Source organism: Clostridia bacterium, assembly GCA_024653205.1.
Lineage (GTDB): Bacteria > Bacillota > DSM-521 > Neomoorellales > SLTJ01 > JANLFO01.
On record JANLFO010000008.1, the window covers coordinates 58,047 to 77,742 of the forward strand.

25 protein-coding genes are annotated in these 19,696 nt (G+C 65.0%); all 25 read left to right on the forward strand.

Annotation, left to right across the window (positions count from 1 at the left end):
• The first annotated feature begins 35 nt into the window (after window positions 1-35).
• The gene (locus NUV99_05855) at window positions 36-788 is read left to right on the forward strand and encodes a prepilin peptidase (GenBank protein ID MCR4419645.1); all 753 of its coding nucleotides are present in this window, start codon (window positions 36-38) and stop codon (window positions 786-788) included.
• A 137-nt stretch (window positions 789-925) separates the two neighbouring features.
• Complete coding sequence (locus NUV99_05860; protein ID MCR4419646.1) at window positions 926-1,417, forward strand: prepilin-type N-terminal cleavage/methylation domain-containing protein; 492 nt, start codon at window positions 926-928, stop codon at window positions 1,415-1,417.
• A 37-nt stretch (window positions 1,418-1,454) separates the two neighbouring features.
• Window positions 1,455-1,904 (forward strand): prepilin-type N-terminal cleavage/methylation domain-containing protein, encoded by a 450-nt coding sequence (locus tag NUV99_05865; protein ID MCR4419647.1) that lies wholly within the window; start codon window positions 1,455-1,457, stop codon window positions 1,902-1,904.
• A gap of 16 nt (window positions 1,905-1,920) precedes the next feature.
• Window positions 1,921-2,520 carry a prepilin-type N-terminal cleavage/methylation domain-containing protein gene (locus NUV99_05870; protein MCR4419648.1) on the forward strand — a complete coding sequence of 200 codons (600 nt, stop codon included), beginning with the start codon at window positions 1,921-1,923 and terminating at the stop codon, window positions 2,518-2,520.
• A 22-nt stretch (window positions 2,521-2,542) separates the two neighbouring features.
• Window positions 2,543-3,805: a hypothetical protein gene (locus tag NUV99_05875; protein MCR4419649.1), complete on the forward strand. Its 1,263-nt coding sequence runs from the start codon at window positions 2,543-2,545 to the stop codon at window positions 3,803-3,805.
• A gap of 11 nt (window positions 3,806-3,816) precedes the next feature.
• Window positions 3,817-4,830, forward strand: a complete 1,014-nt coding sequence (pilM, locus tag NUV99_05880; GenBank protein ID MCR4419650.1) for a pilus assembly protein PilM — start codon at window positions 3,817-3,819, stop codon at window positions 4,828-4,830.
• Window positions 4,830-5,372 carry a PilN domain-containing protein gene (locus NUV99_05885; protein MCR4419651.1) on the forward strand — a complete coding sequence of 181 codons (543 nt, stop codon included), beginning with the start codon at window positions 4,830-4,832 and terminating at the stop codon, window positions 5,370-5,372. Before pilM ends, NUV99_05885 begins: the two co-directional genes overlap by 1 nt.
• Complete coding sequence (locus NUV99_05890) at window positions 5,369-6,184, forward strand: type 4a pilus biogenesis protein PilO (GenBank protein MCR4419652.1); 816 nt, start codon at window positions 5,369-5,371, stop codon at window positions 6,182-6,184. Before NUV99_05885 ends, NUV99_05890 begins: the two co-directional genes overlap by 4 nt.
• 33 nt (window positions 6,185-6,217) lie before the next feature.
• Window positions 6,218-7,000 carry a stalk domain-containing protein gene (locus tag NUV99_05895; protein ID MCR4419653.1) on the forward strand — a complete coding sequence of 261 codons (783 nt, stop codon included), beginning with the start codon at window positions 6,218-6,220 and terminating at the stop codon, window positions 6,998-7,000.
• A 14-nt stretch (window positions 7,001-7,014) separates the two neighbouring features.
• Window positions 7,015-8,322: a diguanylate cyclase gene (locus tag NUV99_05900; GenBank protein ID MCR4419654.1), complete on the forward strand. Its 1,308-nt coding sequence runs from the start codon at window positions 7,015-7,017 to the stop codon at window positions 8,320-8,322.
• A 27-nt stretch (window positions 8,323-8,349) separates the two neighbouring features.
• Window positions 8,350-8,802: a DUF134 domain-containing protein gene (locus tag NUV99_05905; protein MCR4419655.1), complete on the forward strand. Its 453-nt coding sequence runs from the start codon at window positions 8,350-8,352 to the stop codon at window positions 8,800-8,802.
• Between the two features lie 144 nt (window positions 8,803-8,946).
• Entirely contained in the window at window positions 8,947-10,368 is a 1,422-nt protein-coding gene (locus tag NUV99_05910) for a TldD/PmbA family protein (protein ID MCR4419656.1), read from the forward strand.
• Window position 10,369: 1 nt separating this feature from the next.
• The gene (locus NUV99_05915) at window positions 10,370-11,719 is read left to right on the forward strand and encodes a TldD/PmbA family protein (protein MCR4419657.1); all 1,350 of its coding nucleotides are present in this window, start codon (window positions 10,370-10,372) and stop codon (window positions 11,717-11,719) included.
• Window positions 11,720-11,732: 13 nt separating this feature from the next.
• Window positions 11,733-12,179, forward strand: coding sequence for a type II 3-dehydroquinate dehydratase (gene aroQ, locus NUV99_05920; GenBank protein MCR4419658.1), 447 nt, complete (start codon window positions 11,733-11,735; stop codon window positions 12,177-12,179).
• A 39-nt stretch (window positions 12,180-12,218) separates the two neighbouring features.
• On the forward strand, window positions 12,219-13,310 hold the full coding sequence (locus NUV99_05925; GenBank protein ID MCR4419659.1) for a Xaa-Pro peptidase family protein: 1,092 nt from the start codon (window positions 12,219-12,221) through the stop codon (window positions 13,308-13,310).
• Between the two features lie 4 nt (window positions 13,311-13,314).
• Complete coding sequence (gene efp / locus NUV99_05930; protein ID MCR4419660.1) at window positions 13,315-13,872, forward strand: elongation factor P; 558 nt, start codon at window positions 13,315-13,317, stop codon at window positions 13,870-13,872.
• A 53-nt stretch (window positions 13,873-13,925) separates the two neighbouring features.
• Window positions 13,926-14,378, forward strand: a complete 453-nt coding sequence (locus NUV99_05935) for an AraC family transcriptional regulator (GenBank protein MCR4419661.1) — start codon at window positions 13,926-13,928, stop codon at window positions 14,376-14,378.
• A gap of 168 nt (window positions 14,379-14,546) precedes the next feature.
• Window positions 14,547-15,578 (forward strand): stage III sporulation protein AA, encoded by a 1,032-nt coding sequence (gene spoIIIAA, locus NUV99_05940; GenBank protein ID MCR4419662.1) that lies wholly within the window; start codon window positions 14,547-14,549, stop codon window positions 15,576-15,578.
• A gap of 10 nt (window positions 15,579-15,588) precedes the next feature.
• Window positions 15,589-16,098, forward strand: coding sequence for a stage III sporulation protein AB (locus NUV99_05945; protein MCR4419663.1), 510 nt, complete (start codon window positions 15,589-15,591; stop codon window positions 16,096-16,098).
• A gap of 13 nt (window positions 16,099-16,111) precedes the next feature.
• Complete coding sequence (gene spoIIIAC / locus NUV99_05950; protein MCR4419664.1) at window positions 16,112-16,309, forward strand: stage III sporulation protein AC; 198 nt, start codon at window positions 16,112-16,114, stop codon at window positions 16,307-16,309.
• 30 nt (window positions 16,310-16,339) lie between these two features.
• Window positions 16,340-16,726, forward strand: coding sequence for a stage III sporulation protein AD (spoIIIAD, locus tag NUV99_05955; GenBank protein ID MCR4419665.1), 387 nt, complete (start codon window positions 16,340-16,342; stop codon window positions 16,724-16,726).
• Window positions 16,723-17,892, forward strand: coding sequence for a stage III sporulation protein AE (gene spoIIIAE, locus NUV99_05960; protein ID MCR4419666.1), 1,170 nt, complete (start codon window positions 16,723-16,725; stop codon window positions 17,890-17,892). Before spoIIIAD ends, spoIIIAE begins: the two co-directional genes overlap by 4 nt.
• 2 nt (window positions 17,893-17,894) lie before the next feature.
• Entirely contained in the window at window positions 17,895-18,458 is a 564-nt protein-coding gene (locus tag NUV99_05965; protein ID MCR4419667.1) for a stage III sporulation protein AF, read from the forward strand.
• A 24-nt stretch (window positions 18,459-18,482) separates the two neighbouring features.
• Window positions 18,483-19,061, forward strand: coding sequence for a hypothetical protein (locus NUV99_05970; GenBank protein MCR4419668.1), 579 nt, complete (start codon window positions 18,483-18,485; stop codon window positions 19,059-19,061).
• Window positions 19,058-19,681, forward strand: a complete 624-nt coding sequence (locus tag NUV99_05975) for a SpoIIIAH-like family protein (GenBank protein ID MCR4419669.1) — start codon at window positions 19,058-19,060, stop codon at window positions 19,679-19,681. Before NUV99_05970 ends, NUV99_05975 begins: the two co-directional genes overlap by 4 nt.
• Window positions 19,682-19,696: the final 15 nt, after the last annotated feature.

A 19,696-nucleotide genomic window follows, 5' to 3' on the forward strand; every position in this document is an offset into this window, starting at 1 on the left:
GTTTGGTTTCGGTGGTCCAGGCGGGCTCTACTTGCATGCTGGCTTTCCTCATTCTGTCGCTAGGTGTAGCTATCGGCAGCTTCCTCAACGTTTGCATCTACCGCATCCCCAGGGGGGAATCGCTGGTATTCCCCCCTTCTCACTGCCCTTATTGCGGGCACCGGCTTGGGCCGGCGGACCTGGTGCCGGTGCTGAGCTACTTGTGGCTCAGGGGGCGCTGCCGGTATTGCAGGGAGAGGATTTCGCCCCAATATCCCCTGGTAGAATTAGGCACCGGCGGCCTTTTCCTGTTGCTCTGCCACCTCTACGGGCCCTCGCCCGAGCTGGTAAGCCGGCTGGTGCTGGCCTCGGGGCTCTTGGTGGCGGCGCTGATTGACGCGCGCCATTACCGCATCCCCAACCAAGTGGTGGCCTTTCTCGCCGCCAGCGGGGTGGCCCTGAATCTATGGACCCAGGAACTGGCGTGGTGGCAGGTGGCCGCCGGCGCCGGGATAGGAGGAGGAGTCTTGGCGGCGTTGGCGCTCTTGAGCCGGGGCGGAATGGGTGAGGGCGATGTGAAGCTGGCCGGGGCTGTCGGCCTTTATCTTGGTCCGGCCGGAGCAGTGATGACCTTGTTCTTGGCCGCCGCCCTGGGCGCGATAATAGGAGGGCTACTGATTCTGCTCGGCCGCCGGGGCCGAAAGGAGCCCATTCCTTTTGCCCCGTTTCTGGCCGTGGCCGCGGTAACGGTTCACACAGCCGGGGAAACACTTTGGCAATTTTATCTGTCCTGGGCGGGCTGGTCGTAGTCCACGAGGCTAGCGAAAGGGATTCTGCCCACGAAAGCCGGAGGTTCCGGGGAGGAAAAGGAGGCCTAGGCGTCGAAATGGGCCCACAGGCGGGCCTTTTGTTTTCGAACCAGGTTGGACACGAGGGGCAGTAAGCATTGCACGCGTCAAGAGACTGTGGCCTGACCTTAGTCGAACTCTTGCTGGTTATGGCGATACTGGGCACCCTGGTGGCGGTAGTGGCGCCCGAGGGCCAACGGTGGGTGCAGGACTACCGACTTAAGGAGGCGACGGAGATGGTGGCGGCCGACCTTCGCCTGCTCCGCCAGGGGGCCGTAGCCGGAGAGAGTACTAATTGGGAAATACGGTTTAATTTTGCCAGCGATCCTCACCAATATCTCATCAAACGGGGGCTAGAGATAGGGGGCACCAAGATCGTTAGGCGGCTTCCCAGCGGGATCGCCTTCGAGGGCTCGGTGGTGGTCGGCAACGGAAAGATTGCTAATGTGGTGCGCTTCAACCTGGAGGGCACGCCCAATTCCGGCTCCATAGACATAACCATCCCTCTGATGGATGAGGTTAGCCGCCGCCAGCGCTTCGTCAAGGTGGGTGGCACAACGGGCCACATCTGGGTAACTGACCGGCGTTAAGGCGCACCGGGCGGCGGGCCGGAGGGGAGCGGAGGCTATGCCCAAAGGTTACTCAGACTACCGCCCTGTCGCGGCCGGGTTCACCTTCGTAGAGGTGCTGGCGGCCTTGGCGGTCTTGGCCCTGGCGCTGGTGCCCCTGATGGACTTGTATACCCAGAGCCTGAGAGTGGGTGAGCGGGCGGGGGAAGAGAGTTTGCTCGCCTGGCTGGCGCAGGGAAAGATGGAGCAGTACCTGTATTGGTTTCGCCAATACCAGGGTCAAGGGCCCACCTTGGGCCAACGGCTGCAGGGTGACGGAGTTGACCTGGATCCCAGCGATGGGGTGGAGGCAGAGTTTAGACCCTTTGCCGGGTTTCCGGATTACGCCTACCGGGCCTTCTTGACCCCGGCTTACGGAGACGCCTCCCCGCGCCAGCTACGTAAGCTGAAAGTAGAGGTCCGGGGGCCTGGAGGGCATCAGGCGGTTCTAACTACCCTGGTGTGGTGAGGCTGGTGCGGGTGGGATGGCTGCTCTTGCGGCGGGTGACGAGCGAGGGAAGAAACGATCGGGCCGGCAAAGCGGTTGGTGGCAGGACGGCGCCGGGTTTACACTTCTGGAAATGTTGATCGCGGCGGTTCTGATGGTAACCGTAGTGGGGGCCGCCTACGCTTTGCTTCAACAGGGGGCCCTCTCCTGGCAAGTGCAGGTGGCCCGGGAGGAGGCACAGGACAGCCTGCGGGTGGCCCTGGCCAGGATGGGCAAGTATGGCCGGGAGGCAGCGGCGGTGAAGGTGGACGAGAACCACTCGGCTTTAACCCTTAAGTGGTGGGATGCCAACGAAACCAACCCCGACAAGCAATGGAAGGAGATCCGTTACCAGGTCAAGGACGGAGTGCTCAAGGAGGGGCGGGCGAGCGGCCCCCGCATCGGGTGGCTAATCAATCCCAGCTACAACTGGCGGGTTCTGGCCGATCGGGTGGTCGGCGCGGAATTTGAGCTGAAGCCTGTCGAAGGAGAGGGCGACTGCCGGTTGGTGGAGATAGCGCTGCGGGCCCAGGATAGGCGCGGAACCGAACGCCGGGTCAAGGTTGCTTTTCTGGCCAGGGCAGTCTTGCTCCCCTAAGTACAGGGAGGATAGGCGGTCGGTGCCGAAGATGGGGCGGGGAGTGAGCACGAAAAGGGCGGGTGCGCTACCCAGGGGCCTTCTCGGTCAGCGGGGTGTGGCCCTGGTAACGGTGTTGTTGGCCCTGGCTGTGTTGTTAGGATTGGGTCTGGCCGGGTTGAGTCTGGCCCTCACCTACCGGGAGTTGAGCAACACGGAGCTGAGGAGCCTGCAGGCCTTCTACGCTGCGGAAGCGGGGTTGGCTGCGGCCCTGGCGGCGCTGGGTGCCGATTGGTCCTGGTCGGGATATCCCGGCGATGATCTTCCGCCGGAGGCGGCGCTGCTGGAGGGCGAGGGCGCAAGGATCCGAGAGATTAAAGTGGAGGACCTGGGAGACATGCTCCAGATCGAGGCTCAGGGTGAGGCCGGCGGCCGGACGCGCCGGGTGGCGGCTTGGGTCCAGAGGCCGGCGTGGGCGTATGGCCTGGTCTTGGGTGCGCAGGAGGCGGTCGGGTTTACCGGTAACACCTTTCTCCGGGGCACTCTGGTTTTCGCCGGGGACGTGGAGATCGGTCCTTCGGTTCAGGTAGGTGACAGCGAGGCCAGGGACGGCTGGATCATCTCCGGAGGAAACGTGACCAATAAGGGCCGGATCTACGGTGGGGTAAGAGCTGTGGGGGAAATCAAGACCCTCAATCCCGGAGTGATCGAGGGCACCGTCCAAGAGAACGCCCCTCCTTTCCTGCCAGGGTTTTCCGCGCCTGACATGACCGCCTACCGCGACAGGGCGGCACAGGTAATCCGGGGGGACCTGGCGTGGGGCCAAGACGAACTGCAGGCGTTTATTGACGCCCATACTCCCGACGGGGCGGTTCTGTTTGTGGAGGGGAAGCTTACCCTTGGGAGTGAGGGGAACAAAGAGAGTCATGGAAACAAAGCCATCGCCTACAGCGGCCGCGCCGTCCTGGTGGCGACGAACGGCATCGAGATAGCCGCCGATATAGTGAGGGCCGAAGGCGCCGAGGCAACCAGCGCCCTCGCCTTGATCGCTGGCGGAGACATCGAGGTGGGTAACCACGAAGTGCAGGCCGTGCTGTGGACGGGATCCAACCTCAAGGTCCACAGCCAGACCAAGATTGTGGGGGCGGTGGCAGCATGGAATCTGGATCGCCAGGGTGAGGCCGATCCAATGTTCGAACTTTCTTATGACGGGCAACTAGTGGGCCTATTCTTGGGCCCTGGCTCGCCCCTTCTTTCCTCCGCGGTCGCTCCTCGGATTGTCCGTTGGTGGACGAAGGATTTGTAAGGGGTGGGAAGGTGGGTAGGGGGCTAAGCGCCTTCCGGGTGGGTCGTCGCAGTTATCTCGGCTTCGATTTGGGGGCCTCGGCGGTGCGGGCGGTGGAGGTAGTCGGGCTTGGGAAGCGGTGGCGGGCCCGGACGGCGGTAACCCAGGCCCTTCCGCCGGGCGCAGTGGCTGACGGAGCGGTACGGGCTCCGGCGGTGGTGGCGGAAATTCTAAGAGATTTGGCGGCCGGGCAAGGGTGGCTGGGACGCAAGGCATTTGCCTCCGTGGGCGGCAGCCGCCTCATTACCCGGCACTTGCGCCTGCCCCTTATGCCCCGGGCGGAGCTGGAACGGGCCCTGAGGTATGAGGCCGAGCAGTATTTGCCGGTGGGGATGGCGGAGCAGAGCGTGGATTTTGCCTTGCTGGGGAAGGAGCGGGACGAAGAGGGGGAAATGTGGGCGGTGCTGCTGGCCGCCGTTCCCTTGGAAATGGCCCGCAGCTATGCGCAAGTGTTTGAGGCGGCAGGGCTCTCGTTGGTGGCACTGGATATCGTGCCCCTGGCCTGGCAACGGGTGCTGGTCGCGGCGCTGGGCGATTCCCCGGCGGAGCGGGCGGTGGGGGTAATCGACCTGGGGTATTCCTGCACCCACATAGTGATTCTGTACGGCTCCCAGGTGGAGCTGTGCCGCTCGCTGCCCCAGGGCTGGGGGTCGTCGGCTGCGGCTTCGACGGCTTACGAGGTGGCGGCCACCGCGGCAGCGGCAAATCCGGCGCCCTCCGCGGGCCGGGCCTGGGAGGATGCCTTAGAGGGCATTTCCTACGAGGTGCGCCGCTCGGTGGATTTCTTTCGGGCCCAGCGGCGGTCCGCAGGCTGGGGTAGCCTATACCTCAGCGGTGCCTTAGGCCAGTCTTCGGAAGTCTGCTCCTGGCTGGAGGCGGAGATCGGGTTGCCGGTTAAGCCCCTATGGCCCTTGATGGAAGGCCTGTCCGTGGATCCGGAAGCAGCCGTGGCCCTGGGAACCGCGTTACGGCAGGTGATACCTTAGTGCCGGCGGTCAATCTTTTGCCTCCCGAGTTACGGCCCCACCCCCGAAGCCTGCCCTGGCGGCAGGTGGCGCTTTTGGCGGTGTGCCTGGCCGTCGCCGCCGGGCTGGGCTTGGCGGGTGCCACTTATTGGCGCCTGGTGCAGGAGCTGCAGGGGGCGACCGTGGCCAGAGCGGGGGTAGCGGAGAAGGCCACGGAAGCCGAAGAATTGGAACGGCAACTCGCCCAGATCGGCCAGGAACAGGCGGCCCTGGAGGAAGTGCTTCAGAAGCGCTTTCTGTGGTCTCGCTTTTTGGCGGACCTGCGGGCTAGCATGCCTGAGGAAGTTTGGCTGACGGATCTCTCCCTTCAGGCGGCAGACCTCACTTTGGAGGGCGGCGCCGAATCGCCTTTAGGAGTGGCCCGGTTTGTGGAGCAACTGGCGCTGCTGGACGGCGTCCGGGAGCCGAAGTTGGTGAAGGTGGAAGGGGATTCGGAGTTGAAATTCACCGTAAAGGCAGTATTGGAAAGACCTCTGCTGCCGGAGCGAGGGGAAGGGGATTGAGCCGCACCGCGCGGGAGAAGCAGCTCTTGCTCCTCCTATGTCTGGTTCTAGGGGCGGTGACCTTCTACCGCCTCGGGGCTGGCGTGGCCTGGCCCCGGTACCTCCAGCTCCGAGAGTCGGTAGCCGGGGAGCGCCAGGCTCTGGTTCGGGCGCAGTACCAGGCCCAACGCCTGCCGGAGCTCAAGCAAGAAACGGCCAGGGCCGAGGCCGCCCTCGCGGAAGTCCGCCGGCCTTTTCAGACGGTGGGGCAGGCCGGGCCGCTTAACTGCGTCTTGGGCTTGCTACCTGCGGGTTTGGAGGTAAGGGAGCTGGTGCCGGGGGCGGAGGTGGACCAAGGGTTCTATCGGGTCTATCCCCTCCGTCTGAAGGTGGCGGGTCCTTACGAGGAAGTGGAGGCCTTCCTGGAGAGAGTGGAGGAGCTACCGATTTACGTCCGGGACCTTCGGATGAGCCTCGCCGAGGAAGGGGCCGGGATCGAGGCAGAGCTCGACCTAGACGTATTCTTCCAGGCCCTTGCCTCGCCCGCCCTCAGGGAGGTGCCCGGTGCGGTGCAAAGGAACCCGTTTGAGCCCCTGTCGGCGGTCACGCTGCCGGGGACGCCGCCGGCAGCCAGCGGTACGGTGAAAGAGGGGCCTGCTTCTGGCATCGGCGTCGGCACCGCCGCCGGGGCGGCTTCTCCTGAGAAGACCCTGGGCGGCCGGACGCAGAAGCAGGAGGCGCAGCCAGATTCGGAGTCGAAGCCGGTTAACGTCTGGCCCGAGGCGCCGACACCTAATGCCTCCCACCAGTACACCTTCCCAGTACGGCGCTAGGAGGCGCAGGCCAGGGGCAATGGAGGGCGGCAGATGAATCGAGGTGGATCGCACTGGAAATGGTGGATGCTCGGGCTGGCGCTCTGGGCAGGGGTGGCCGTGGCTCCGGCGCTGGCGGGGGCCAAATGGACGCCCGTCCGCGTCCCGGTGCTGCTGGGACCTATACGGGTGGTGATCAACGGTACCGATTGGCAGCCCGAGGTCAAGCCCTTTCTTCTTCAGGACCGGGGCACGATAATGGTCCCGCTGCGGGAACTGACCACGGCGTTGGGGATTCCGTTGCGCTGGGATCAGGCCACGGGCACGGTTTACCTGGGTGCCACCGACAACTCCGGCGGTGCAGCCGGTCCCGGCGGCAGCGCTTCACCCGCCTCTGCCCCCTCCTATGTCTGGCTGGAAGACCTGACCGTGCTTCGCAACATCGGCCCCTTCTACCAGCAGCCCCGGCGCAACTTCATGGTGGCGGCGCGGCCGTTCAGCCGGGGAGTCGCCGTAGAGCTGGAGGCGGGGGAGGAGGCGGAGGTGGTGGTGGATCTGGCGGGGCAATACCGGGAGGCAGAGGTGTACCTGGGTATTGAGGACGCTACCTGCAACAGCGCCGGCGGAGCGGTGGTTTCCTTCTATGCCGACGACCGCCTGATTTATACCGGCCCCTTGCTCAAGCCTTCCCAGTATCCCTATCTTGTAAGCCGTCAACAACTCGGCTCTCTGGACGGGGTGAAGCGCTTGCGGGTGCATGCGCGCTGGCAAAAGGTAGGGTTGGGGGAATACGACCGGGTAGTAGTAGTGCTTGCGCGTTTTCGCCTTTTCCGCTGAAGGGAGACCGGAAAATGTCTGATTGGCCTTGGTTTGCCGCGGTAGGGGCGGCCGGAGTGGCGGCGGTGTTGTACCGCCAGAACCGCCGGCTGCGGCAGGCCCGGTCGGACCTGGAGCAAAAAGTTGGGGAACTGACGGAGCGCAATCGCCTGCTGGAGGAACTGGCCATAACCGACGGCCTGACCGGGCTTTACAACCGTCGTTACTTTGAGCAGCGCCTCGCGGAGGAAATAAGCCGCTGCCGGCGGTACGAGTCCGTCCTGGCGCTGGCCATGATCGACGTAGACTACTTCAAGTACTATAACGACGCCCTGGGGCACCCGGAAGGCGACCGGGTGCTGCAAGATCTGGGCCGCCTGCTTCGTGACGGCGTTCGGGACGAAGACGTGGTCGCCCGCTACGGAGGGGACGAGTTCGCCGTAATCTTCGTGGAAATGGATTCCCTCGTAGCCCAAAAGGCCGGAGAGCGGATCCGAGAGATCATCGAGGCCTATGCCGCCAAGCTGGTGGGCGCCGACTCCGGCGCCGCCCAGGACTTGCTGACCGTTTCCGTAGGTATAGCCAGTTTCCCCAAGGATGCAGAAAGCGCCGGAGAGTTGATCCGCAAGGCGGACCAGGCCCTATACAGGGCCAAGGAGGGCGGCAAGAACCGGGTGGTAGTCTACCATTCGCCTCTGGAAGAGTTGGTCCGGGGGTCACCGGTCGAAGAGGAGGCAGAGGAGGGGGAGTTTACCGCCCACCTCATGCGGGCCATTCGCTCCATCCTGCTTTCCATTAACGCCCGGGATCGCTACACCTACGGCCATTCCCAGCGCACCACCCGGTATGCCGAGGCGCTTTCTCGGCGGCTGGGGTTCGCGCCGGAACGCGTCCGGCTGGTTAAGCGGGCGGCCTTGCTGCACGACGTGGGCAAGGTTAACATCGACAAGGAAATACTTATTAAGACCAAACCCCTTTCTCCGGACGAGAAGGAGACTCTTCGCCGCCATGCGCTCATGAGCGCGCAGATAATCGAGCCGGTGAAGGAACTGGCCCGGGTGATCCCCATCGTGGAGCAGCACCACGAGCGTTATGACGGCAAGGGCTACCCTCGGGGCCTGGCCGGGGAGCAGATCAGCTTGGAGGCCCGCATCCTGGCGATTTGCGACGCCTATGATGCCATGCGCACCCCCCGGCCTTACCGCGACGCTTTGAGCTTCGGCGAGGCAGTAGCGGAGTTGCGGCGGGGCGCGGGCACCCAGTTTGACCCCCACCTGGTGGAAGTGTTTATTGAAGTGGTGCAGCAATTGGAGATAGGGGCTGCCGGTGGGCCGGGGACCTAGAGGCGGCATCGGGCAGGAGGGATTAGCTTGCCGCGTCCACCCAAGTGGCGGCGGGTAGAGTACTTGCCGCCCTGCGTATACTTCAAGCCGGCCGGAGTTCCTCTAAGGGACCTGGAGGAAGAGTGCCTGGCCGTGGAGGAACTGGAGGCTTTGCGGCTAAAAGACCTGGAGGGGCTGGAGCAGGAAGAGTGCGCCCAGAGGATGCAGGTTTCCCGCCCGACCTTTCAGCGTATCCTCACCCTGGCCCGGGAGAAAGTGGCCCGGGCGCTGGTCGAAGGCCGGGCCATCCGGGTAGAAGGGGGGCATTTCGTGCTCGCCGGTCGCAGGTTCCTTTGCCGGGCCTGCGGTTACCAGTGGGAGCAGGGGAGGATGTCGGACGCGGCCGAGGCCGTCTGTCCCCGTTGCCGCAGTCAGGATGCCGAGGTGAGCGTCGAGAGGGGCCGGGGGCGCTGCCGGCGGGGCCACGGCTGGGAGGACTAGGGAGGAAGGAAAACTCTGCGGCGACGGGAATAATAGTAAGGGTCGGGCCCGCAAACGCGGGCGGACTGAAGTTGGCCTGAAGGGGGGCTTTGGTTGGCGTCGGCGTTGGGCAGGGCGGAACTGACCAGGGTCTTAGAGACTGCCATGGCACAGGGGGCAGACTTCGCCGAGGTCTTCGTGGAGGAACGCCACAGTACCGCAGTCGTCTGCGAGGATGACCGCATCGAGAAGGTGACGACCGGCCGGGAGGTGGGGATCGGTCTGCGGGTGCTGGTGGGCGAAAGCACCGCCTACGGCTACGCCAACGAACTATCCCCGGAAGCCCTGTTGGGGCTGGCGCGTACGGTGGCGGAGGCGGCCAAACTCCGCGGCGGGGGTTCGGCGGTGGTAAATTTGCGCCGGACGCCGGTGCCCTACGAGTTGACGGTGCTTCGGCCGCCCGCCGAGGCGGCCGTGTCCGACCGCGTGGCCCTGGTGCAGCGGGCCAACGCCACCGCCCGACGCGAGGATCCCCGCATCAAGCAGGTTATGGTCAACTATGCCGATACCCTTCAGCGGGTTTGGATAGCCAACAGCGAGGGCGACTACGTGGAGGACGAACGGGTACGGGTTCGCCTGGCGGTACATGCGGTGGCGGTAGCCGGGGGCCTCCTGCAGACTGGCTACGAAGCCGTGGGCGGCTTTTCGGGACTGGAACTGTTCGAACGCCAGCCCCCGGAAGAGGTGGCGCGCACTGCGGCCCGCAGGAGCCTGCTGATGCTGGAAGCCAGGCCCGCACCCACCGGGCGGATGCCGGTGGTGATGGCCGCCGAGGCCGGAGGTACCATGGTGCACGAGGCCTGCGGCCACGGGCTCGAGGCCGACCTGGTGCAGAAAGGCCTCTCCGTGTACGCCGGCCGGCTGGGCCAGCCGGTGGCCTCCCCGCTGGTCACGGTGGTCGACGATGCCACCCTGGAGGGCAGGTTCGGTTCTTACCGTTTTGACGACGAGGGCACCCCGGGGCAAAAGACGGTGCTGATCGAAAAGGGTGTGCTGTGCGGATACATGTACGACCGCCTTACGGCCCGCCGGGAGGGCCGGCCTTCTACCGGTAACGGGCGGCGGGAGTCGTACCAGTACCGGCCCCTGCCGCGCATGCGCAATACTTACATAGCACCCGGCGAGCACGACCCGGAGGAGATCATCCGCCGTACCCAACGGGGACTGCTGGTGAAGAAGATGGGCGGAGGCCAGGTGAATACCACCAACGGGGATTTTGTCTTCGAGGTGGCCGAGGGCTACCTTATCGAACAGGGCCGGGTGACCGCGCCGGTCCGGGGAGCCACGCTTACGGGCAACGGCCCCGAGGTGTTGCGGCAGGTGGACATGGTCGGAGGCGACCTGGGTTTCAGCATCGGCGTGTGCGGCAAGAACGGCCAGGGCGTGCCGGTGAGCGATGCCCAGCCCACCCTGCGCATACCCTCGCTGGTGGTGGGGGGAACGGCCGGAGCGGGCGAGGCGGAAGCTGCAACCGGTGGCCCGCGCGACAGCCTGTCCGGCCTTTGCCGGTCCGGAGGGGGACGGTAAGATGAGCGGGGATTTCGGACGGGAAAAGGATATCGTGTGGGATCTGGTGGCACAGGCGCAGCGGCGCGGGGCCCGGGCGGCAGAGGCGTATTTCTCCGAAGAGGAAGAGACCGGGATCGAAGTCCGGGATCAGAAGGTCGAGGATCTGAAGATCGCCCGCGAGCAGGGCGTGGGATTGAGGGTGCTCATGGGTCGACAGCCGGGTTTCGCCTACACCACCGACCTTTCCGGTGATGGGCTGGTGCGGCTGGTGGAGGAAGCGCTGGCCAATGCCGCGGCGGCCAGCGAGGATCCTTACCAGGTCTTGCCCGGACCGGCGGTCTACCCGGAAAACCTCGACCTCTATGACCCGAGCCTGGAGCGTACGCCGCCGGACGCGAAGGTGGAGCTGGCGCTGCGCCTGGAACAGGCCGGGCGAAGTCTCGACCCCCGCGTGCGTCTTACCGAGACCGCCAGTTACGAGGAGAGCCGCTACCGGGTGGTACTGGCCAACTCTAACGGGCTCCTCGCCGCCTACCGGGGCGCTCACTGTGGCCTCAGCGCGGTATTCGTCGCCGCTCAAGACGGTGACCACGAAACCGGGTTTGCCTTTCAATACCGCACCAGGTATGCCGACCTGGACCCGGAGGGTGTGGGTCGGCAGGCTGCTTCCCGGGCGGTAGAAATGCTGGGCGCCCGGCCGATTACTCCCCGGCGGGCGACGGTGGTCATGGATCCCTACGTGGCCATCAACTTCCTTGGCCTGCTGATTCCTTCCTTCAGCGCCGATGCGGTGCAAAAAGGCCGCTCGCTGTTGGCCGACAAACGGGGCCGGAAGGTAGCCGGTGGGGCGGTTACCGTAGTGGACGACGGCCTGCTTCCCGGGGGCCTGGCCTCCGCACCGTTCGACGGGGAAGGAGTACCCTGCCGCCGCAACCTCCTCCTGGAGGCGGGGATAGTCAGCAACTTCATGCACAACAGCTATACCGCCGCCCGGGCCGGAGAGGAGACTACCGGCAACGCGGCGCGGGGTTCTTTTCGCAGCCTGCCCGGAGTGGGAACCACCAACTGCTACCTGCAGCCGGGCGGAGAGCACCCGGCAGCCCTGATCAGGGGAGTGGGTTCGGGGCTTTATCTCACCGAGGTCCTGGGCATGCATACCGCCAACCCGGTCTCAGGGGACTTTTCCGTGGGCGCGGCGGGCCGCCTCATCGAGAACGGCGAGTTAACCGCGCCGGTGAGAGGCATTACGGTAGCCGGTAACATCCTGGAATGGCTGGGCGCGATCGAGGCCTGCGGTCGAGACCTTACCTTTCTGGGAAGCACCGGAGCCCCCACCATCCTGGTGGGACGGCTTACCGTAAGCGGCTAGGGCGGTGGTCACGCTGCGCGTACTGATTCTGCACGGGCCCAACCTGAATCTCCTGGGCGAGAGGGAACCCGGGGTGTACGGCACCGTCACCCTCGAGGAAGTTAACCGCCGGCTCCGGGAGCGGGCGCATACGCTGGGTGTGGAGCTGGAGGTTTTCCAGTCCAACCATGAGGGGGAGCTGATCGACCGGCTGCACGAGGCCCGGCACCGGGTCCAGGCGGTGGTGATCAATCCCGGTGCCCTGACCCACTACAGTCTGGCCCTGCACGACGCCATCAAGGCCGTAGATCTGCCTGCGGTAGAAGTCCATCTCAGCAACATATACGCGCGTGAAGACTTCCGCCGTCTTTCGGTGGTGGCGCCGGCGGCCACCGGCCAGATTGCCGGTTTCGGGGTGATGAGCTATTTGCTGGCCCTGGAGGCGGCTGTCTACCTGGCGAAGGGAGAGCCGCCGTCCTAGACTTCGCTGCCGGGGTAGGGGAGAAGGGAAGAAAAGAACATGCTGAGTCTGGGGGAGGAAACCTACCGGCGGCGCCAGGGCCGGATACTGAAAGGGCTAGAGGACGTCGGGGCCGAGGCTTTTCTGGTCACCTGCCCGGAGAACTGCTTTTACCTGAGCGGTTTTTCCGGAGAGGGCGTACTGACGGTCTCGCCCGCCGGCTCCTGGCTGTTAACCGATTTTCGCTATCTGGAGACGGCCGAGGAAGAGGTCAGGGCCGCCGAACCGGTGCGTATCGAGGGCGGCTGGGTGCAGGCGGTCAGGAAGCTGGCACAGGATCGGGGATGGCGCCGGGTAGCTTTTGAGTCCCGGCACCTGACCTACGACCGCTACCGGGAATTGACCGAGGCCCTGGCGCCGGCTTCCCTGGTGCCGACCGCAGGCCTGGTGGAGGGCCTGCGCCGGGTAAAGGAAGAGGCGGAGATAGAGCGGCTGCGCGAGGCGGCGCGGCTGACGGACGCCGCCTTTGCCCACCTGGTAGAGCGGGTCCGGCCGGGCCTGACGGAACGGGAACTGGCCCTGGAAATCGACTGTTTCCTGCGCCGGAACGGATCGGAAGGGGTCTCTTTCCCTACTATTGTAGCTGCGGGGCCAAGGAGCGCCCGGCCCCATGCCCTTCCCGGTAACGAGCCGGTCAGGGAGGGAGACCTTCTCCTGGCCGATTTCGGGGCGGTTTGGCTGGGGTATCACGGCGACCTCACCCGCACGGTGGCGGTGGCCCGGGCGGGAGAGAAGGAGCGAGAGGTCTACGCCGTGGTACTGGCCGCCCAGGAGAAGGCGCTGGCCGCCGTGCGTCCCGGGGTTAGCGGGGCGGAAATAGACACCCTGGCCCGGGAGGAGATTTCCCGGGCGGGCTACGGGGACTGCTTCGGGCACCGCCTCGGTCACGGCGTGGGCCTGGCGGTACACGAGGAGCCGGGCTTGGGCGGCGAGGAGGTCATCCTGGAACCGGGCATGGTGGTCACCGTGGAGCCGGGAATCTATGTGCCCGGCTGGGGCGGCGTGCGTATAGAAGACCTGGTGCTGGTAACCGAGAACGGGGCCGAGGTGCTTTCGCGGGCCCCCAAGAACTTTCTAATCGTGGGAAGGTGAGAGCGTGATTTCCACCAACGACTTCCGGACCGGGGTGAAGATCGAGGTAGACGGCGAGCTCTACGCAGTGGTGGAGTTCCAGCACGTCAAGCCCGGCAAGGGCGCGGCCTTCGTGCGTACCAAGCTGCGCAACCTGCGTACGGGAGCGGTAATCGAGCGTACCTTTCGGGCGGGCGAGAAGGTTCCCCAGGTCCGGGTGGAGCGGCGGGAAATGCAGTACCTCTACAACGACGGCGAGAACTACGTCTTCATGGACACCTCGAATTACGAGCAGCTCTCTCTGCCCCGGGAAAAGTTGGAAGATGCTACCCAGTTCCTGAAAGACGACATGCTGGTCTATGTACTGCTCTATGAGGGTGAGACCATAGGCGTGGAGCTCCCCAACTTTGTGGAGTTGAGGGTGGTGCATACGGAGCCCGGTGTCAGGGGAGACACGGTCAGCGGAGGGACCAAGCCGGCCACGCTGGAGACCGGTGCCGTGGTCCAGGTACCCCTCTTTGTCGAGGAAGGCGACGTGATACGGATCGATACCCGGACCGGAGAGTATATCGAACGCGTGTAGGGGATACATAAATAGAGGGGATAGTAAGCCGAAAAAGGGGTATCGTCGCGGAAATGGCAACGGCGGACCTGAAGGAAAAGATGGCCTACCTCCAGGGCATGGTTTCCGGGTTGGGTTTGGATACCACCACCCGGGAAGGCCAGATAATGCAGCAGGTGCTTGAGTTGCTCGACAGTCTGGTAGGGGCGGTAACCGAGCTGCAGAAAGCTCAGGAGGAAACCGAGGAGTACCTGGAGAGCGTCGATCAGGACCTCTTTCGTCTGGAGGACGAGGTGTACGGCCCGGAGGAACGAGAGGAAGACGACGAGGAGCCGGAGCACGTGGAAGTGGAGTGCCCAGAGTGTCGGGAGACCGTCTGCTTCGACCCCGAACTCCTCGAGGACGAGGGTGAGGTAGAGGTGAACTGTCCCCAGTGCGGTACGGTGGTATTCACCACCCAGGCCGGCACGTGGGCGCAAAGGGTTGACGCGCAGGAAAGCGCTCCCGCCCCGGAGGGTCAGGCCTAGAACCACTGCCCCGGACGGGAAAAACCGGAACGGTGCCATTTGCCCGATGCGGCCGCCACCAGGCGGCCGCCTGGTTTTTCTTGCGGGCCGAAGCTTGTCTGGAGCCGGATGACGGTACGGGCATATCCGGCGAGAGCGGCTAATATCTATGGGGTGGAGGGGAAAAAGTTGGCAACTACCGGCTTGGCCGATCGCCTGCCAAAGGAGATCCTGCCCTTTGTGGCACCGCCGGTACGGGAGGCTCTGCGCCGTCTGGCGCCGGAGGTGCTGGGGGAGCTGGAAGAGATAAGGCTCCGGGTGCAAAGACCCCTGGCGGTGGTTACCGCCGCGGCCACGCGTTTTGTAACCGCCGAAGGGCAGCTGACCGTAGACGCGAGACGGGCGTACGCGGTGAGCGGAGAGGACCTGAAGTTTACTCTGGAAGCGGTCAGCCGCAGTTCCTGGTACGCCCTGACCGAGCAATTGCGCGAGGGCTATCTCACCCTGCCCGGCGGCCATCGTTTGGGACTGGCCGGAGAGGCGGTAAGGGGGGAGGAGCGGGTGGCCGGCATGAAGCACGTGGCCAGCCTTAACCTTCGCCTGGCGCGGGAGGTCTTGGATTGTAGCCTGGGTGTGCTGGCCTGGCTGTGGGATCGGAGCGCCGGGCTACCCTGCCACACTCTGGTACTATCCCCTCCCCGGGCGGGCAAGACCACCTTCCTGCGCGACCTGGTGCGACACCTGAGTGCCGGAGTACCCCACCTGGGAATATTGCCTTCCAGCGTGGGCCTGGTGGACGAGCGGGGAGAAATCGCCGCCTGCTTCGAGGGGATACCGCAGAACGAGGTCGGCCCATGCACCGACGTGCTTTCCGGATGGCCTAAGGCTCAGGGAATGCTGGTACTGCTTCGGGCACTGTCTCCCCGCGTGATAGCCACCGACGAGATGGGCGGGCCGCAGGACCTGGCCGCGCTCTGGGAGGTGTTGAATGCCGGGGTCCGGGTGGTGGCTACGGTGCACGCTGCGGATCTGGAGGAACTCCAGCGCCGGCCGGCCTGGCGGCAGTTCCTGGAATCCGGAGGGTTTGAACGCTTTGTGGTGCTGAGCCGGCGTCTGGGGCCGGGTACGGTGGAGGCGGTGCGTGACCGCTCCGGCCGGGTGCTGTTTCGGGGGCCGTGGCGGGCCTCGCTCCGACCGGCCGCCGCCGAGGGGAGGGTCTAAACTGAAGCTGATGGGAGCCTTCCTGGTTTTCCTGGCCTGCGGTGCCCTGGGCCTGGTTCTGGCGGGCAATCTGGTTCGGCGCCAGGAGATCCTGCGGGAGCTTCAGGTGGCCCTCCAGCTTCTGGAGACCGAAATCGCCTACGCGGCCATGCCCCTGCCCGAAGCCTTCCTCCGGGTAGCACAGAAATGCCGCTTCCCCCTGCGCCGGCTCTTTGCCGTGGCCGGCAGGGCACTGGAGGAGCGCCGGGGCATCGCGGCCGATGAGGCCTGGCAGGCGGGCCTGGCCGAACTCCGGGCCGTCGCCCCTCTGGAGGAGGAGGACCTGGCCGTGCTGGTGGATTTGGGTCGGGGCCTGGGATGGGGAGACAAGGAGGACCAGGTGAGAAAGCTGGAACTGGCACGAACGCAGCTGCGACATCTGGAGCAAAGGGCGGCCGAGGCCAGGTCCCGCCAGGCCAGGATATGGCAGGCCCTGGGGTTCCTGGGCGGGGCGGCGGTCATCGTGCTCCTGTACTGGTAAACGGGTGAGGGGTATGAACATCGAACTCATCTTCCGGATTGCCGGGGTAGGCATTTTGGCCGCAGTACTTCACACCGTATTGAAACAGGCGGGCAAGGAAGAGTTGGCCCACCTGGTCACTCTGGCCGGCGTGGCCCTGGTGCTGATGTGGGTGGTGCAGTTGCTGGCCCAGCTTTTCGAGCAGGTGCGGTCCGTCTTTTATCTTTACTGACGGCCGGGCCGGTAATCCGGGGGGATGGCAGTGCAGGTGGCTCAGATCGTGGGTTTGGCCCTCATCGCCGCGGTGCTGCTGGTTGTGGTCCGCCAGCAACGGCCGGAACTGGGGCTGCTCCTGAGCGTGGCCGCCGGAGCGGTGATCTTTCTCTTAGTGCTGGAGCAGGTCGGCAGGGTAACCGAGGTGCTGGAAAGGCTGGCCTCAGCCGCGCGGGTAGACCGCCTCTACCTGGGGACGCTCCTCAAGATTATCGGCGTGAGCTACCTGGCAGAGTTCGGGGCCCAGGTATGCCGGGACGCCGGGGAGCAGGCGGTGGCCTCCCGCGTAGAAATGGCGGCCAAGGTGATCATCGTGGTGCTGGCCCTGCCCATTGTGGTTGCGGTTGTGGACACCGTGATGAGGTTGCTCCCATGAGAACCGGCTATGCGTGGCTCGTCGGAGGCCTATTGCTTCTGTGGCTCTCCTGGGCGGAGGTGGCCCAAGCAGAAACTCCCCCGGCGGTGGAAGGTTTGTTGGAAAGGCTGGACTTCGGCCGGGCCGAAGCCATGCTTTCCGACCTGGAGGCAGGAAGGGGAGGGTTCTGGCCGCAGTTAAACGTCAGGACCATCCTGGCCGATCTGGCCGCCGGCCGGACGGTGCTGGACCCGCGGGCCCTGTTCTCTTCCCTGGGAAGGTTCCTGGGGGGCGAGTTGCTGGCCAGCGCCCGGGTGATGGGGCAATTGGTGGTGCTGGCGGTTCTATGTGCGGTGCTGCATAATCTGCAGGCGGCTTTCGAGCGCCGCACCGTAGGGGAGATCGCCTACCTGGTCGTGCTTCTCGCCCTGCTGGTTTTGGCCCTGGGTTCGTTTTCTTCCGCCATGCAGATCGGCCGGGAAGCGGTGGACCGGATGACCGTCTTCATGCAGGCCTTGCTGCCCGGTCTGCTTACTATCTTGACCGCCATGGGAGGAATGGCCAGTTCGGCCATTGTCCACCCGCTGATCATGGGGTGCCTGGCCCTGGGTGGAACCCTGGTGCGAGACGTAGTGCTGCCCCTGCTGTTTCTGGCGGCCGCCCTCAACATCGTGGGACGGGTATCGGAGCGGTTTCAGGTTACCCGGCTGGCCGACACCCTCAAGAGCCTGGCGGTCATCGCCCTGGGCTTATTCATAACTCTGGCGGTGGGAATCATTACCGTTCAGGGCGCGGCGGCCGGTGCGGTGGACAGCCTCACCCTGCGCACGGCCAAGTTCGCTTCCACCGCCTTCGTCCCGGTAATCGGCAAGACGCTGACCGATGCCGTAGAGGCGGTAGCCAGTGCCTCCCTGTTGGTTCAGAGCGCCGCCGGGCTGCTCGGTGTGGTGGGGCTGCTGGGCCTGGCCCTCTTTCCCGCCCTCAAGATAGGGGTGCTGGCACTGATCTTTCACCTTACCGCCGCCCTGGTACAGCCCTTCGGCGATAACCGCATTAGCGACGCCCTGGCGGCCATGGGCGGTACTCTGGGCCTGGCCTTTGCGGTGGTGCTCGCCGTAGCCCTGTTCTTCTTCTTAGCCTTGAGCGTCTTGGCCGGGCTGGGCAACCTCAAAGCCCTGTGGTGGTAGCCGTGCTCGAGGTACTCGCCGACGCGGTGCGCACGGTGGTTCTGGTGGTACTTCTGGCCGTGTTCGTGGAGATGCTTCTGCCCTCCGGAGATATGGCCCGTTTCGTGCGCCTGGTGATGGGTCTATTCGTGGTGGCGGTTGTCCTGGGGGCCGTTTGGCAGTTGGTGCCCGGCCTGGGCGCGGTGATTTCCGGGCAGAGGCCAGAAGGGGTGGAGGAGGTCTCCGCTACGGGGGTACAGGCGTTGCAGGATTATTACCGGGAGGCGGCCTGGCAATTGATGGAGGAGCAGGTGGGCCGGCAGGTGGGGACCTTGCTGGCCGAGTACCCGCAGTTCGCCGTTCTGGGGGTGAGAGTGGTGGCCGACGGGGAATGGAGCTGGGGCCAGATCCCTCGCCTGCGCGGCCTGGAAGTCCGCCTGGGTCCGGGTGAGGGTTTGCCGACCACGGACGAAGTCCGGACCCGAGCCCTGGAAGAGGTAAAATCCAGGTTGGCGCAATCCTTCGGTCTTTCCCCGGAACGGGTGGAGGTGCGCTGGCAGGGGCAGCCGGCAGGCCGGAGCGAGTAAGGCAGGCAGCGGGAGGGGCGCTAGGTGCAGATCAGTCGGGAGCAGTGGCCGCAACTGATATGGCTGCTGGCGCTGGGAGCTCTAGGAGTGGCCCTGTTGGTAATAGGCAGCGGAGGTCAGAAGTCTCCTCCGGGGTGGTCGTCCGCGCCGTCGACGGTGGAGAGCAGGCCGGCCGAGGGTTTGCAGGCGGCAGAGGAAAGCGTGGAAGTCAAACTGGAGTCCATCCTGGGTCAGATCGAAGGGGCGGGCGAGGTGGAGGTGAGGGTGACCCTGGCCCGGGGTCCGGTTTATGACTATGCGGTAAATACCAATACCAACGAACGGCGGGTGGAGGAGGGGGGACAGGGAGAGAGCCGGCGGGTCACCACCGAACGGGTGGCGGAGGAGGAACTGGTGATGCGCCAGTCGGCAGGAAGCCAGGAACCGGTGGTGGTTCAGGAGAGCCGACCGGCAGTACAGGGGGTGCTGATCCTGGCCGAAGGGGCGGAAGACCCCCTGGTCCGAGCCCGGATCAGCCAGGCAGTGCAGACTCTGCTGGGGGTAGCACCGCATCAGGTGGCCGTGCTACCCAAAGTGAGGACCGCGGGAGGTGAAATAAGATGATGCTGATTACCCGAAAAGAGACCTTGGCCTCGGTGGCCTTGCTGGTCCTGGCCGGAGTTTTCCTCTACCTGGGTTTTACCGAGGGCCGACCCTCCTGGACCGAACTCACCCAGGCCCCGGTCACTACCGGCGTTGAGCCCCGGGATACGGCGGCCGAACGGTCCGAGGCCGGGAAACCTCAGGCCGAGGCCGGCCGGGCTACGAACTTGCCGCAGCCGGCGGCCAACCCCCTGGAGGGGAAGCGGGCAGAGGCGCTGAAGCAGAAGACGGGCGAGGAATTCTTCGTGGAATACCGCCTGGAAAGAGACCGCGTGCGCAGCCAGGAAATACAAATGCTGCGTGAGGTAATAAATAATCCCAATTCGACTCCCGAGGCCAAGAACGAGGCGCAGCAACGCCTGATTCGCCTTACCGAATACATGGATCAGGAAGTGCAACTGGAAGCCCTGCTTCAGGCCAAGGGTTATCCCGACGCCGCAGTGCTGATCCAACCCTCCACCGTCAACGTGATCGTACGCGCTCCGGAGCTCAAGCCCGAGGACCTCAACCGCATCGGAGAGCTGGTGGCCCGCACCACCGGCCGCAAGCAGGAGGAAGTAGTGATAATCCCGTGGCCGTAAGTGGTCTGCTCCGAC